Below are 13,346 nucleotides of genomic sequence, written 5' to 3' on the forward strand. Positions count from 1 at the left end.
TAGCCGACTTCAGCGACGAATTGAAGACTTCACGCTGACCATCCCACTGAGGAGTCGATCATGATCGTGCGGTTACCAGGCGTGTATCCACCGCAGCACGACACATCCCTGCTAAGCGACGCGCTGCTGTTCGAGCCGTTGACGGCTGACAGCAGAGTGCTTGATCTGTGCTGCGGAACCGGCGCTCTGTCCGTTGCCTCGAGGCGCGCCGGTGCGGGGCACGTCGTAGCGGTTGATATCTCCCGGCGCGCACAGGTCAACACATGGCTCAATGCTGTGATCAATCGAAAACGCGTCGACGCGCGCCGCGGTGACCTGACGGATGCGGTGGGCAGCGAGTTGTTCGATCTGATTATCTCGAATCCGCCGTATGTCCCAGCGTGGGACGACGCGTTGCCGACGGCAGGAATCGCGCGTGCCTGGGACGCGGGAAAAGACGGACGTAGCGTCCTCGACCGGATCGCGGCGAGAGCGCCCGATCATGTCGCTCCGGGCGGAACGCTGCTGTTGCTCCAGTCCGCGCTCTGTGGAGTCGACAAAACCGCGGCGATACTGGAGGAATTCGGGATGCTTGTCGAAGTGTCGGCGCGTGCGTCGGTTCCGTTCGGCCCGGTGATGACTGGGCGCCGGATGATGCTGGAATCGCGAGGGTTGATCACGGCCGATCAGGATACCGAGCAACTGGTGATCATTCGCGCAACAAAATGACGACCGGGATTACACATGAGAAAAGGCTGGATGCCTGCAGCTTGTGCGGGCTTCCAGCCTTTTCAGTCTGAAGTCAGACGGGGATCGAACTCAGATGGCGCGAACGTTCTGAGCCTGGGGGCCCTTCTGGCCCTGTCCGATCTCGAACTCGACCTTCTGGCCCTCGTCGAGGGACTTGTAGCCGCTGCCCTGGATCTCCGAGTAGTGAACGAACACATCCGGTCCGCCACCTTCCTGCTCGATGAATCCGAAGCCCTTTTCACCGTTGAACCACTTGACACTGCCCTGAGCCATAACCAAATTCTCCTGGATCCATCGAGCCGAGCCCTCCCATCGAGAGTTCGGTCTCACCCTTGATCCTGCCATGCTCTTCTTTTTCTGTCTTCGATAACTTCCACAAAACCTTGACGAGTATCGACAATCAGGACATCGACTCACGAGTGCGATTCACCTAATAGTGGCTCTGACCTGCTGTGGAGTTGTGTCTGAGGGGCTTGCGCGTCATAGGCGATGTTGCGAATTTTTTTACGCTCGGCGTGTTATCGAAGGCGGGATGTCGGGTGGAGAACCCATCCGATACGTGTTACTCGGGGCGCTGAAGAAGGTTCTTTTGCAGGGTTACCGTCACGGTAGCGGCGTTAGTTGCATCACGCCGGGGAGCGTCGTCGGTCCCTATGTAGGCAATTGCGCCTTGGCGCACAACGTCGAGTTCGGCGTGGTCGGTGAGCGACTCGAGTACAAACCAGCTGAACGAGCTTTTGCCGGCGGGCTGTTCTGCGGTCGAGATTGCCGACACGGCGATACGGAGCGCGTTCTCCGGGGCTGTGAAAGTGCAGGTGATGTCGGTACCTGGTGCTGCCAGCGCGATCAGCATGCTGGCTGCTTCGTCGATGGCCAATTCGAGGTCGGCTACGCCGTCGACGTCGAACCCGTGGTTGTAGGCGATGTTGCAGGTCATTCCACGTAGGGTGCTGAGTTGGTCGGCTGCGGCGCGCACTCGAATACAGGCGAGTGTGGGGATTGTCGATCCCGCGTGCAGATCAGTCGGCAAGGTTGTCACTGGCTATGCTCCTGGGTCGTGTCGTAGGGTCTGAAATCGGGTAAGCGAGGTTATAGTTACTTCGCTCCACAGACAGAGGCATACCCAGGTGTAATTCGTTATAAACCAATGGTTCGGCAAAGTGACGCAAGTCGTACCCTTGGTTTGTTTTGTCCAAATTCACCCTGTGGCTTTGGCACGCTCGACAATCTCCTCGGCAATGACATGCAGCTTCTGCTGCTTTCGTTGCGACTCCTTGACGAGGACGTCGAACGCCCTTTCGGAACCGAACCCGTGTATTGCCATCAGGATTCCTTTGGCCTGTTCGATGGTTGCCCGGGACTTCATCGCGGTGTTGAGACCCGCGATTTCGTGCTTCGCGAACTCGATTTCCTTCGACACACGCAGTAAACCCTCGATCGAGGTTGTGTACACACGCAGGATCAACGCGTCCACTTCGCTGAATCCGTGGGCGCCACGGCTGTAGATGTTGAGTGCTCCAGCGTGCCGGTCGTAGATCCAGATGGGGGCGGACAGGAAACTCTGTACTCCCGCTCCGCGCAGATTTGCTGTGAAGGTCGGCCATCGCACTTCGGAATCCGCGACAGTAGCGCGCACGACTGATCGCGTCCGCGCGGCCTCGAGACACGGGCCTTCCCCGGATACGTACTGTTCGAAGTCGACATCCAGGACGGCTTTGTCGGTGCTCGCTGCGGTCCGGGGGACCCCGGATTCGGAGAGAAGAGTCACCCCGGCCATGTCGGCTCCGGAAATTGTCTCCACAGTGCGTACGCATACGCGTTCCAAGAGAGCATCGGTTGCGCTGCCTGGACCTACGCGTGCGGCGACATCGGACAATGCGGTGACGAGCGCGTCGAGTTTCTCGACGAGCTCGCCGGGATCGATGTCCTCGCCCAGTGCTCTGTCGAGGACGTTGTCTTCAGAGCGCTCCTTCATGGCTACCCCGCTCAACTGGTTACTCAGGCCGGCCCGTCATCAATGGACGCGTGTATCTGACGGACTACATCAGTATATTGTCCGAATTTGTGGCGGATCGGGTTTCCAATTCACGAAATGCAACCGAAGCGTCACAATCGTTTTGGTTCATAACGACGCCCACCGCACGTCCGATGTCGACGCGCGCCCCGATCGCGTCGCGACGAGCACTAGCGGCTCGGCCGCGCTTGTCATCATGAGCTGCAACTTCGAGAGCACTTGAGCGAACCCGCCGGTGATTGTCCGGCAAAAGCGGTATTGCAGCCGACTGGTAGGTGGCAGGTGACGTGGTTCATCGCCGACTCTGACTCTCGGACGGGGAGGCGACAGCGATTGAAGAATCTGCTTGGGGGATTGCAAGAGTTGCGGGCCACAGATTGAATCGGTGCCGATATCGTCTGCGAATCCGTCGATGAGGGGTTTGAACCGCACCGCAATCTGGTGCACCGCAATCCGGTGGTGCTGAGCGCATTGACGGGGTCAGTGGTCCTGATCGACGACTTCGAGATTGCCGGTCCCAGATGGCATGCGTTTGCGCAATCCGCGGCGCGCTCCGGACTCGGCGCCTGCCGCGTGTTTCCGCTGAGGCTTACCGAGCGGCTACTAGGTGCACTTTGCTGTGTTCACGACCGATCCGTGGAATTCTCGCCCCCGGGATAACGCGTCAGGCCAGTCGCTGGCTGATCTGGCTGCAATTGCACTGTCGATGTCCGACGTCAACGAACGGTCTGAAGCGGCAATCATTGCGGCACAACATATTCTCGCCTCCCGCAACACAATCGAACAGGACGGTGGAGTGATTGCCGAACTCGATCAGGTCGACATCGACTCTGCCAATAAGGCTTTGGCTGTCCGGTCACAGGCGCGGGGTGTGACCGTTGCTCAGTATTCCGAGCATGTAGTCGAGGATCTCGAATTTCGTTGATCGCAGAATTTGGTGATCGATTTCATTGCGGCGTAGGAAATTTCAGCGAGGCGTGCGGGACTTTGGTCCGTGAGTCTGGTGGACGTAGTGCGCGAGTGTGGTTGCTGTTTTCCCTTGTGTTGGCCTTTGTGCGAGTCTGAGCGCGCCGATCCTTCACGCGGGAGGATTCTTGCTATGTGGGGAGGTGTGCGATGGAACTGATCACCGGAGTGATCAAATCCTACGACTGGGGTTCGCGCCGCACCCTCGCAGAATTGGCCGGACGGCCATCTCCGTCGCCCACACCAGAAGCAGAACTGTGGTTCGGTGCGCACGAATCAGCACCCTCGGCAGTGGGGGAACCATCCGGTTCGATCACTCTGATCGACAGGATCCGCGAAGATCCTCAGACGCAATTGGGCGCGCAGTGCGCCGAGGCCTACGACGGAACGTTGCCGTTTCTGCTGAAAATCCTGGCAGCAGAAAAGCCGTTGTCTCTGCAAGCTCATCCCACCAGTGCACAAGCCGAGGCGGGATTTGCTCGCGAAAATGCTGCCGGCATTGATCTCGCGGCCAGTTATCGCAACTATCGCGACAGCCGGCACAAGCCGGAACTTGTTGTCGCACTGGAAAGATTCGAAGCTCTGGCAGGCTTTCGCGACATTAGTTCGACGGTGACGCTGCTGACCGCATTGGACCTTTCGGGTGTGGCCGACGACATCGCATCGCTGGCGGCCAATCCTTGCCCAGCGGAATTGAAGGCGGTGGCGCTTCGTTGGATGCGTAGCTCACGCGAACATCACGATCGGTTGGCGCTCGAGGTGATCGAGAGGGCAACCGCGCTGCTGGACTCGGGAGGACGGGCCGTCGACCGGTTCGAGGCAGAGTTGTCGACCGCAGTCGACCTGGCTCGCCGCTATCCCGGAGACCCGGGGGTACTGATGTCACTCTTGCTCAATCGGGTGTCCTTGGCGCCGGGGGAAGGGCTTTTTCTGCCGGCCGGGAATCTCCACGCGTATCTCAGCGGAAGCGCTGTCGAGATCATGGCTAATTCAGACAACGTTCTCCGCGGTGGACTGACAACCAAGCACATCGATGTGGACGAATTGTCGAGAATCCTCGACTTCACTCCGATCCCGGTAGATGTTCTCGATCCGGAGCCGAGCGACCGTGGAAGCGAATACATCTACCCGGCTCCCGTCCCAGAGTTCGTTCTTCGGAGATGGGAACTCGACGGGAACCGCGAAGCGGCGCTCAGCGGAGTTGGCCCTGCGGTGGTGCTGTGTACAGCGGGGCGGGTGAAGATCCGGGCGGGCGATCAACAGATGGAAATCTCAGGTGGAAAGGCCGTATGGCTGCCGGCAGGTGATTCGGTCACGATGACAGCTACAGATGGTGGGCCGGCGCAAGTATTCGCCGGGTCGACACCCTGTTAGAGGAGTCTCACCAGCCTTTACTTCCGTTGTCGGCAGTGCGGCTCAGGATCTTTACTGTGGAGTCTTCGCGTCGGGAAAGCTCCGCCAATAGTTCCTGCGTGCTTAGCTCCGACGTCGGTAGTCCGTCGGGTGAGGCCTCTTCGACTGTCAGGTACTCCGCAGCGATCAGGATCTCCCGGATGGGGGCATCGAAGACACGACTGGCCAAGCGCATCGTCTCCTGGGTGGGTGGGCGCTTCGATCCGAGCCACCGTTTCAACTCGGACGGTCGGATCTGTAGCGCACGCGCAGCATCGGAGATGTCTTGGTCAGGGCGAAGTTCTAGTTGACGCTCGACCCATCGAGAGAAACCGCTCATATCGGACATATTGCCTGAGTGTGGGTCTGCACGCCAGAGAGCGCAGCGATTTCTTGTTGTGACGTTGTCTGTTGTGCGACGGCTCGGCAACATTTCCGTGCAAGACGCGCATTCGGCTAGTTACAAAACGAGAGTCCGAAGACCCGTCGCATGGGTTCCTGCCCTCCTCGCGAACCGCGCTGTATCGGGGGATACTGCAGATGCTAGGTGCCCGCCGCCGCGATCCTCATGATCATGGGGTCTGGTAGCGCTGTGAATTTGTGAAGCAATGCGGGGTGCATAGTGACTAAAGAAGTGGACTCCCTATGGTTCGGCCTCGTCGTCATCGCCAGACCCAAAGACGTCGCGAGCGCGTATTTTGCGTGAGTATCGAGACCCGTCCGCACACGGTTATCGGCGAGCGTCTGACGTACGTCGGTATGATGAGCAGCTACCTGGACGTCACGAAGCGCACTTTCGCATCGAAAGCAGCCGTTACGAAGGTGTGGCGCAAAACGTGAACAGTGGCGGGAGCGCGACGCACAGCCTCGCTTTCCCAGCCTGCTTTGGCAATCACTTGACCACGCGATCCGCCGGCCGTCGAGCCATCGGTACGAAGGATCAGTGCGATAAGTCTGACGTGACGGTAACAGTCAGGGACGAGGTCCCTTCACGCATGGTCTGCCTACCGGTTGTCACTTGCCTGGGGGCCTCGTTGAACTACGCACCGTCGCCCAACTCGTCGTTGTCCGGCCCGGTGCGTATGGCTCACCGCATTCACACGCTTGCGCCGGTGAGCTCTTCCCGACCGCCGGTGTGAGCAATTCTCGGTGGGCCTTACGGCTCAGGACCTATGTCCTACCTGGATGAATGAACTACCCGGTATGAAAAGATGCGGCATGCCGGAAAGCCACAAACCTCGAAATGCCCGAAGCGAGAAACGCGATCCAAAAACTCTGGCTTTCGGGGCCTTCTTGGTGGTCGCCCTGATTGCAGGCGCAGGCATGTACTGGTTGAGCGAGTCACGCGGCTCCCACGTTTCCAACGCGTCCACTGAATCTTCCACACCGCTGAAGTTCGGTCCAGAAGGTTCGGAGAATCCATGGGTGTACTTCATTGGCGATGCGTACACCGTTGGCTCGCCAATGGACTCCGGAACGCAATGGCCGGACATGATTGCCAGCAATAAAAAGTGGTTTGTCCGTGACCTAGGCGTGGACCTGTCTGGATACCTCCAGAAGGGAATAGACGGCAAGACCTACCTTGAGCGGATCAATAACTCAAGCCTCCAAGATGCTGACATGGTCGTCATCTCAGGCGGACTGAACGACGTCCACCGAACGGCGGAGCACCTGATCCAACCCGCTGTCCACGAGACCTTGACACGGGCACGCGAACTCGTCCCGGACGTTCCGATCGCAGTGGTGTCCGTACTCGCACCTGGTCGCGAGCCGAAGATCAACCGCATGAACGCGATCCTGAAGTCGGAGGCACTCCTGATCGGTGCCACGTACTTAGATGCCACGAGCGTTCTGACGAATGCGCAGGGGAGTATCGGCACGGACAATATGAATCCGACCGATGCAGGGCATCGACTTCTTGCCGAGTCCATCGGTCCGAGGCTTCCTGCGCCGAAGGTTCAGCAATCCAAATAGACCTCAATCGGAGTTCGTCCACCCACATTCGAGACGTTCGGCACATCTCCGATTGTTCGGTATGAGATGGCCGCGAGTGATCCTCACGGCCATCTGCCCTCGCGCACTACGTCTTCTGGCTCATCGTGTGCGCAGGATCTGCACCCAAAGGTTTCTGCGATTGGTGCGGTAGGTCCTCACAAGCGACGGCAAATGCACTGACACATGTGAGGCGGACTCGTTCTACGACAACAGCTACTGAGCTGTGGCGAGGGTCGAAAAACCCTTCCGACTAGCGATGTGAATACTATTTCTGGTGAAGACCCAAGGACGTCATCGAAAGCCGCGCCCGTTGCGCACCCCAATAGGTGACCGGACATACGAAGTCGTCCTGACTGTGCCAGCAGTACTTTCGCTTGTAGCGGCAGTGGTACTTCTTGCCCTATGGATACTGGGCAGTTCTGCTGACCAGTGCTCGGCGCTAGTTGGCAGTCCCGGATACGACTTCTGTCAACGGCATCCTGATCTAGTCCTTGCGCTGACAGTACTGACACCATATGTGGCATTCGTTTGCGTATTGGGGATTATCGCGATTAGGCGGTCACCTCGCGCTGAGATCTGAGCAATGGTGGGCGGACTAGTCGCCCCGATATCCTTCTTCCCGTATCTGACGGACCAAGGTCCATTGCAGATTTTACAATCGGGCAAATACCCCAACTGGCGGCTATATTTCGTCAGACCCTCAAACATTTTCGAGGGCCCATTCATTGAGGGGTCGATCGTGGTTACTGCATTACTGTCTGGGGCCAGTCGTGGCCGTCGACACAATAAGGATCAAGAGCCGAGACCGCATCAACGACTCGACATCCAAGGGCTACGTATGGTGGCCGTCATGTTAGTCGTGTTGTCGCACCTTTTCGACTGGCCTCGTGGTGGCTTCATCGGCGTTGATGTCTTCTTCGTGATCTCAGGATTTCTCATTACCGGATCGCTGATGCACACCGTTGAGAAGACGGGGCGGATCTCGTTTTCCAGCTTTTATCGTCGGCGCGTCCGGCGCATCCTGCCCGCCGCCACTCTCGTTCTCGCTGCCACAATCGCGGCTGCGTACTTCATCTACGGCACTGCACGATTCAAATCGACCACACTCGATGCGGTTGCCGCCTTCTTCTTTGTGTCGAACTGGCGCTTCGGGATCGAAGGAACTGACTACTTCACTGCATCGGGCCCAGTCTCGCCTCTGCAACACTACTGGTCGCTCAGCGTGGAAGAACAGTTCTACTTCGTTTGGCCTGCAGTTATTTTCGTCATCGCCGTTGTCGCTGCGCGTATGGCGTGGACGGGTCGGGCGCGAATCGCGTTGGCCGGCGGAGTCATGGCAGTCGTCGTTATGGCTTCGTTCATCTACTCGGTTCTTGACACTGCGAGCAACCCGACATGGGCGTATTTCTCAACTCTCACACGAGTGTGGGAACTGGGCGTCGGCGCGCTACTGGCCATCACAATCAGCTATTTCGAGCGCATCCCTGACCTACTCCGTCCCTTAATTGCATGGGCCGGACTGATCATGATTGCAGTCGGCTCGTTCGCGATAAGCGAGGGTGACGGTGGTTTCCCTGCGCCATGGGCGGCCGTGCCAGTAGCCGGTGCGGCGCTGATCATTTGCGCGGGAGTGAGTGGCGAGCAGAAGTATCTCCAGGTGCTGACGAACCGTGTCAGTACATACATCGGCGATATTTCGTATTCGCTCTACCTGTGGCACTGGCCGGTTATTATTCTGCTCGCAGCACTGATGGACAGCGGCATCTATTACTACACCTCGGCCCTATTCCTGATGTTCGGACTCTCGATTGCCGCATACCACTTCTTCGAGAACCCCATCCGGGCCTCGAAGTGGTTGGAGACTAGCGCGGAACGGAAGGATCGATCCTTCCTTGACGTGTCTCGTTGGCGGCTGCCGACGCTGAAGATGAGCGAAACGAATCAAAGTATAGGTATCGGAGCACTCGCTCTTGTGGTTGCAGGGATAGCGGCGTTCGCATTGGTACCAACTCAGGTCTCAGTGGCGCCCGTTTCCGCTTACGTTCCCGCATCACAATCCGGTGAATCGACCGACGGCAAGCAAGTCCTCGGCCCGGCACAGACCGCACTAGCAGCCGACATTGAAGCGGCCGTCTCCGCTACGGCATGGCCTGACCTCAGCCCCTCTATGGACGACGCAATTGGAGGAGCGCAAGCGCCAGCCGAGATCCTGAGATGCGGAAACCCGACTCGACTGACGGCGAAGGAATGCACATGGGGGTCGCCTACTGCTCCGAAAACGATGGTCCTTGTTGGTGATTCCATCGCCATGACATACGCACAACCACTCAAGAATTTCGTCGAAGCCAGCAACGGACAGTGGAAAATCCAAGTAGATGCAATGTTCGGTTGCCGCTTCGTCGACCTCCCCGTCGAGACAACCGGTAGCGCAATCGGTGCAGCCTGCACTGGACATCGAGACGATTCAATCACGCTGATCAACGAGATTCGGCCGGACGCAGTGGTTATCGCCAACAACTACACATCAGAGGAGCCCTCCGAATGGACGGCTGCAATGAAGCGGTTCGTTGATCGGTTCTCGACAAGTGCAAAGAACATCGTATTCCTGTCAGCTCCGCCGGCAAGTATCAACATCGGTGACTGCTACACCCGCGCGGCGAAGCCTGCTGATTGCCTCGGCAAGGTAATTGACCAATGGACGAAACGCGCTTCAGCGGAGACGCAATTGGCCGCTGATGTCAATGGTCATTTTGTGGACTCGCGCGCGTGGTTCTGCACCCCAAGCGGCTACTGCCCCAGCTTCGTTGGCACCACACCGACCAGAAGGGACCGATCACATATGACTCCTGAATACCAGGCGGTCATCTCCCCTGCGGTTGCAGAAACACTGCATGAACTAGGGCTATAGACCAACGACAGGTGGAGGAGTGCAATTGCCTTCCTCCACCTGGTGATACTGGCCCTACCCACGCGAAACGCATTACAATAGCACCGTCATGCCCCTTGCCGGACTCCGCGATTGACTGCTAGAAGGCCAGGCTCCGCCATGTGTGCGTCGATATTCCACAGAAATAAATGCGTCGAATGCGGGCACGTCACAAATCTCGGAAAGACTTCATGGCTGGATCGATTCTTGGGATCCCGGAAGGGCGCCGAAATTTGTCTAACCCGTTCTTGAAACCTCGGAGTGGGGCAGGAGGTATGGGGCTGTAACCATCAATTTCATAGCGCAGAGGGTAAAGCGATTGCTGATTGCCTGAACCCGCAGCCGACCACAGTCAGGGGGAGCGAAAATAACAGACCCCGGACGGGCGGCGCGGGTGTGTGTGATCATTCCAATGTGGAGAGACTCGAATTTCTTGCGGTTGCAATCCCGCTAGTCGCTCTGCTCGTCGCTGGTAATTGGTGGATGTCCTCAATGGGCGCGATCAAATGCGCGAACTGCGGATCAGGCTTGATACCCTCCGAAAAGGGCGGGGTCTGCTCCGATAAATGCGACGACGAGCTCTTCGAGTCGCGCGTCCGCTGAGAGCACAGTCCTGCAGCCGCTCCCATGAGTGCACCAATCAGTGGTCCGCCATTCGAACTCAGAGGTAGTGGCGCCACAGTGCTGACGTATAGCAGAGACACTGCGCAGGCTGCACAGGCCGAGCGGATCGGCATACCTGGCTGCCTTACAGCCCTCAGGATCGGTGCGGCGAAAGCCAATAGATATGCGATTACGCCCGCGTATCCGGTTTTGACGGTTGCCCATAGGTAGAACTGGTGCCCGTAGTACGAAGATGTGGGAGTCTTCTTGTCCCTAACGGGCTGGTAGGCGTATCCCATTCCATGCCCAAACAACTCATGGCCAGTGATCGCGGCACGCATGTTGTGGGCCTCAAGCTCTCGATAGACAGTCGAGGAGTCGGTCGCCTGCACGTCTGCAGAGAAACCACCAACGACGCGCTCGGAGTACGCAGAGAAGATCTGGTGCACGTACTTGAATCCTGGCAGGTCGGAGAGCTGCGAAAGAAGCCAACCTGTTGCCATGAAAAATGCCGCAAGGCCGCCGATTGCGATGACCGCTCGCATGCATGTTCGGAACCTGCGCTCAAGCAGTAATGCGACAACGACGGTGAGGCCCAGAATAACCAGGGCATTTCGTGAGAATCCCAGGATCGTTATCCCGAGCGCGGGCACGAAGTACCACGCCAAGGTGCGGGTTGATGAAGCCTTGAGTATCCAAAGCGTGACGCAAATTGCCAAAACCGCTGCGGCCGTGTGCGTGGTTGCCGACTGAATTCGAGTAACGCCAGACTCTGCATTGTCCAGTGATGCATCCGATACTCGCCCGGAAATCTGCATAGATCCGAACGAGGCGAGCGTGACTATGGCAAAGGACAGCCAGAGAACCAGTCGCAGTGATTTCAGTGCGGTCAATGCTAGCGAAGTCTGGGCAATCCGACCGGCCACGAAAAGCGCGACTGACATCGCCAGCAGACCTCGCACGTCATTCGCGATCTGGTTCACTGGATGTGCACCCAAATAGCCAACAAATGCGAAAAACGTTGTGACCGAGAAAATTACGGCTGCACAAATGTCGGTTAGCCGGGACGGCTCGTATCTAGCGGCGACGTAAAGCGCTGAGCCAGCAAGCGCGATCTCGGACAGCGCGACCCCGAAGCCTCCAATGTAGATCCGCTCCGGCACTTGCGCTGGAAACGTGCCAACTACGCTGATGATGACAATCCCGATCCACCAGTTAGGTCGAACTACCAGTACATTCACGAGCGCTAGCCCAGCAATCAGCGCGAGTATCAAGTTTGTCATATACGCAATTTCCCGTCATAAACCACAAATGCTGGGATGAGCATAACCGCGAAATGGGGGCGAGGCGGTTGCGGGAGCCTGCGGTGGCAGCGGGCAGTGAAGAAGGCCCCTGCGCCGGTAGGACCTTCTTCACTCTCTGGGTTTACCGTGCGGCCATGTATACGCTCCAAACAATTCTGGGACGGGGACAAGCTCGGAAGTGATGACCTTTGGCCTACATCAGTAAACCGCTGCGTATGCAATGATGCGCGAATGAAACCCGAACGCCTTTGGCTGATCAGCACCCGTCTTCATCACAAAGGATGGCGACGCTCGGCGCGGGTATTGAAAGCGATCAATGCGTTGATCTACAGCAACGCCCTACCGCCAGAGGCGCACGTGGCAGACGACGTACGACTCTGGCACAACGCACTAGGCGTTGTAATCCACCCAGACACCAGGATCGGTCAGCGTGTTCAGATCGCCCACCACGTCACCATTGGAGCTGGAACCACCGGAACTGGCACTCCGTTCGGCGTTGTCATTGAAGATGGCGTAACTATCGCGACGGGAGCGGTGGTCGCGCCGAGGCGCGGCACGCAATTGGTGATCGGTGCGGGTGCCATCATCGGCGCGAACGCAGTCGTGAGAAACAATGTTCCAGCTGGGGCGACCATTGTGGGTGCAGGTAAAATGGTCGGTACATGATGCTAACCAAACCGCGTGGCTGGTGGCGCAGTCAGCTTCATCCAGGGGGCATGTCGGGAACGCGAGAGGATCTTGCCGGGTTCGAAATGTGCGGCCTCTGCTCACCGCAATGCCACGAGGATTTTTTGATTCGCACCGACTTCTAATCGATCCCGTGTCGCTGGAGGATCTACACTGGGCCGGCGTCGGCGTTTTCCAGTTCGTTCCACTGTCGCCGCGACGCCTTGATGAGTCCCGACCAGGCTACGGAGTGCCAAAGTAGACGCTTTGAGCTGTATGCAGGGTTGCGATATCACCGGATGTAAGCACCCCGGAAATCATGATGTGCTCACCAATCTTTCCGGTGTAGTCGGACGTGACAGCCGCACTCGGCGCCGATACTGCATAGCCACCCAGCGTTGCTGCGGTCGTCGTAATCGGAAGTGTGGGGTACAGGCCGAGCAGGGTCATTCGGGGCCGCATCGCCTCGGGAGCGATATTCATCCGTAGCGCCCATGCATCGAGCACCCATTGCGGCACACGCCCATCCGGGCCAATGACATCTTCGGCTACGCGTCCTGAGGCATCCTGTGCACCGACCAGGTACTTGGTAGTTCCGCTGCCCGATACTTTGTTCCCGCAAGATTCGGAAGTGCGATATCGGTCGTGCCGTCTTGTCGGATTGCGGATGACTCCCGCCCACTCACATCCTTCGCGCCGAACAGAACTGCTGCCGAACTCCGACTCGATAACCAAGAGACGAGAATCCGAT

Annotated in this window: 15 protein-coding genes; 8 read left to right on the plus strand and 7 right to left on the minus strand. The window is 58.0% G+C overall.

Translation table 11 applies throughout. The annotated features are described in order from the left end of the window. Positions 1-60 precede the first annotated feature (60 nt). Entirely contained in the window at positions 61-708 is a 648-nt protein-coding gene (locus RG2_RS01905; RefSeq protein WP_033235746.1) for a HemK2/MTQ2 family protein methyltransferase, read from the plus strand. Positions 709-798: 90 nt separating this feature from the next. Here the strand turns inward: RG2_RS01905 and RG2_RS01910 are convergent, their stop codons facing one another. The 4 genes from RG2_RS01910 to RG2_RS32655 form a co-directional block, all read right to left on the minus strand. Beyond that, on the minus strand, positions 799-1,002 hold the full coding sequence (locus RG2_RS01910) for a cold-shock protein (RefSeq protein ID WP_003943666.1): 204 nt from the start codon (positions 1,000-1,002) through the stop codon (positions 799-801). A gap of 289 nt (positions 1,003-1,291) precedes the next feature. Then, entirely contained in the window at positions 1,292-1,768 is a 477-nt protein-coding gene (locus RG2_RS01915) for an ATP-binding protein (protein WP_051730638.1), read from the minus strand. A gap of 159 nt (positions 1,769-1,927) precedes the next feature. Then, positions 1,928-2,704: a GAF and ANTAR domain-containing protein gene (locus RG2_RS01920; RefSeq protein WP_033235745.1), complete on the minus strand. Its 777-nt coding sequence runs from the start codon at positions 2,702-2,704 to the stop codon at positions 1,928-1,930. Between the two features lie 64 nt (positions 2,705-2,768). Further along, on the minus strand, positions 2,769-2,993 hold the full coding sequence (locus RG2_RS32655; protein WP_371851291.1) for an ANTAR domain-containing protein: 225 nt from the start codon (positions 2,991-2,993) through the stop codon (positions 2,769-2,771). Positions 2,994-3,226: 233 nt separating this feature from the next. On the opposite strand from RG2_RS32655, the gene RG2_RS32660 reads away from it, so the two are divergent. The 3 genes from RG2_RS32660 (at position 3,227) to manA (ending at position 5,083) form a co-directional block, all read left to right on the plus strand. After that, positions 3,227-3,403 carry a GAF domain-containing protein gene (locus RG2_RS32660; protein ID WP_371851301.1) on the plus strand — a complete coding sequence of 59 codons (177 nt, stop codon included), beginning with the start codon at positions 3,227-3,229 and terminating at the stop codon, positions 3,401-3,403. Beyond that, complete coding sequence (locus tag RG2_RS01930; protein WP_133637942.1) at positions 3,363-3,668, plus strand: hypothetical protein; 306 nt, start codon at positions 3,363-3,365, stop codon at positions 3,666-3,668. Before RG2_RS32660 ends, RG2_RS01930 begins: the two co-directional genes overlap by 41 nt. A gap of 191 nt (positions 3,669-3,859) precedes the next feature. Continuing rightward, positions 3,860-5,083 (plus strand): mannose-6-phosphate isomerase, class I, encoded by a 1,224-nt coding sequence (gene manA / locus RG2_RS01935; protein WP_033235742.1) that lies wholly within the window; start codon positions 3,860-3,862, stop codon positions 5,081-5,083. A gap of 7 nt (positions 5,084-5,090) precedes the next feature. Here manA and RG2_RS01940 read toward each other — a convergent pair whose 3' ends face one another. Continuing rightward, positions 5,091-5,441, minus strand: a complete 351-nt coding sequence (locus RG2_RS01940) for a helix-turn-helix domain-containing protein (RefSeq protein WP_230590274.1) — start codon at positions 5,439-5,441, stop codon at positions 5,091-5,093. A gap of 362 nt (positions 5,442-5,803) precedes the next feature. Between RG2_RS01940 and RG2_RS31710 the strand changes: the two genes are divergently transcribed. The 3 genes from RG2_RS31710 (at position 5,804) to RG2_RS01950 (ending at position 10,004) form a co-directional block, all read left to right on the plus strand. Continuing rightward, positions 5,804-5,941: a hypothetical protein gene (locus tag RG2_RS31710; protein ID WP_155276692.1), complete on the plus strand. Its 138-nt coding sequence runs from the start codon at positions 5,804-5,806 to the stop codon at positions 5,939-5,941. 345 nt (positions 5,942-6,286) lie between these two features. Continuing rightward, positions 6,287-7,075, plus strand: a complete 789-nt coding sequence (locus RG2_RS01945) for an SGNH/GDSL hydrolase family protein (protein WP_080711797.1) — start codon at positions 6,287-6,289, stop codon at positions 7,073-7,075. 604 nt (positions 7,076-7,679) lie between these two features. Beyond that, positions 7,680-10,004, plus strand: coding sequence for an acyltransferase family protein (locus RG2_RS01950; protein ID WP_230590272.1), 2,325 nt, complete (start codon positions 7,680-7,682; stop codon positions 10,002-10,004). Between the two features lie 422 nt (positions 10,005-10,426). On the opposite strand, the gene RG2_RS01955 is transcribed toward RG2_RS01950, so the two are convergent. Beyond that, positions 10,427-11,908 carry an O-antigen ligase family protein gene (locus tag RG2_RS01955; RefSeq protein ID WP_033235738.1) on the minus strand — a complete coding sequence of 494 codons (1,482 nt, stop codon included), beginning with the start codon at positions 11,906-11,908 and terminating at the stop codon, positions 10,427-10,429. Positions 11,909-12,160: 252 nt separating this feature from the next. Between RG2_RS01955 and RG2_RS32585 the strand changes: the two genes are divergently transcribed. Continuing rightward, positions 12,161-12,595, plus strand: a complete 435-nt coding sequence (locus RG2_RS32585; protein ID WP_051730637.1) for an LbetaH domain-containing protein — start codon at positions 12,161-12,163, stop codon at positions 12,593-12,595. A 243-nt stretch (positions 12,596-12,838) separates the two neighbouring features. On the opposite strand, the gene RG2_RS31410 is transcribed toward RG2_RS32585, so the two are convergent. Then, on the minus strand, positions 12,839-13,330 hold the full coding sequence (locus tag RG2_RS31410) for a hypothetical protein (protein WP_133637943.1): 492 nt from the start codon (positions 13,328-13,330) through the stop codon (positions 12,839-12,841). Positions 13,331-13,346: the final 16 nt, after the last annotated feature.

This window comes from Rhodococcus globerulus NBRC 14531 (assembly GCF_001894805.1).
Taxonomy (GTDB): Bacteria; Actinomycetota; Actinomycetes; order Mycobacteriales; family Mycobacteriaceae; genus Rhodococcus_F; species Rhodococcus_F globerula.

Bases quoted from the DNA above. Each gene is read 5' to 3' on its own strand.
- RG2_RS01920 (WP_033235745.1), bottom strand. From the start codon at position 2,704: ATGAAGGAGCGCTCTGAAGACAACGTCCTCGACAGAGCACTGGGCGAG.
- RG2_RS01905 (WP_033235746.1), top strand. From the start codon at position 61: ATGATCGTGCGGTTACCAGGCGTGTATCCACCGCAGCACGACACATCC.
- RG2_RS01955 (WP_033235738.1), bottom strand. From the start codon at position 11,908: ATGACAAACTTGATACTCGCGCTGATTGCTGGGCTAGCGCTCGTGAAT.
- RG2_RS01950 (WP_230590272.1), top strand. From the start codon at position 7,680: ATGGTGGGCGGACTAGTCGCCCCGATATCCTTCTTCCCGTATCTGACG.
- manA (WP_033235742.1), top strand. From the start codon at position 3,860: ATGGAACTGATCACCGGAGTGATCAAATCCTACGACTGGGGTTCGCGC.
- RG2_RS01940 (WP_230590274.1), bottom strand. From the start codon at position 5,441: ATGAGCGGTTTCTCTCGATGGGTCGAGCGTCAACTAGAACTTCGCCCT.
- RG2_RS01910 (WP_003943666.1), bottom strand. From the start codon at position 1,002: ATGGCTCAGGGCAGTGTCAAGTGGTTCAACGGTGAAAAGGGCTTCGGA.
- RG2_RS32585 (WP_051730637.1), top strand. From the start codon at position 12,161: ATGAAACCCGAACGCCTTTGGCTGATCAGCACCCGTCTTCATCACAAA.
- RG2_RS01945 (WP_080711797.1), top strand. From the start codon at position 6,287: ATGAATGAACTACCCGGTATGAAAAGATGCGGCATGCCGGAAAGCCAC.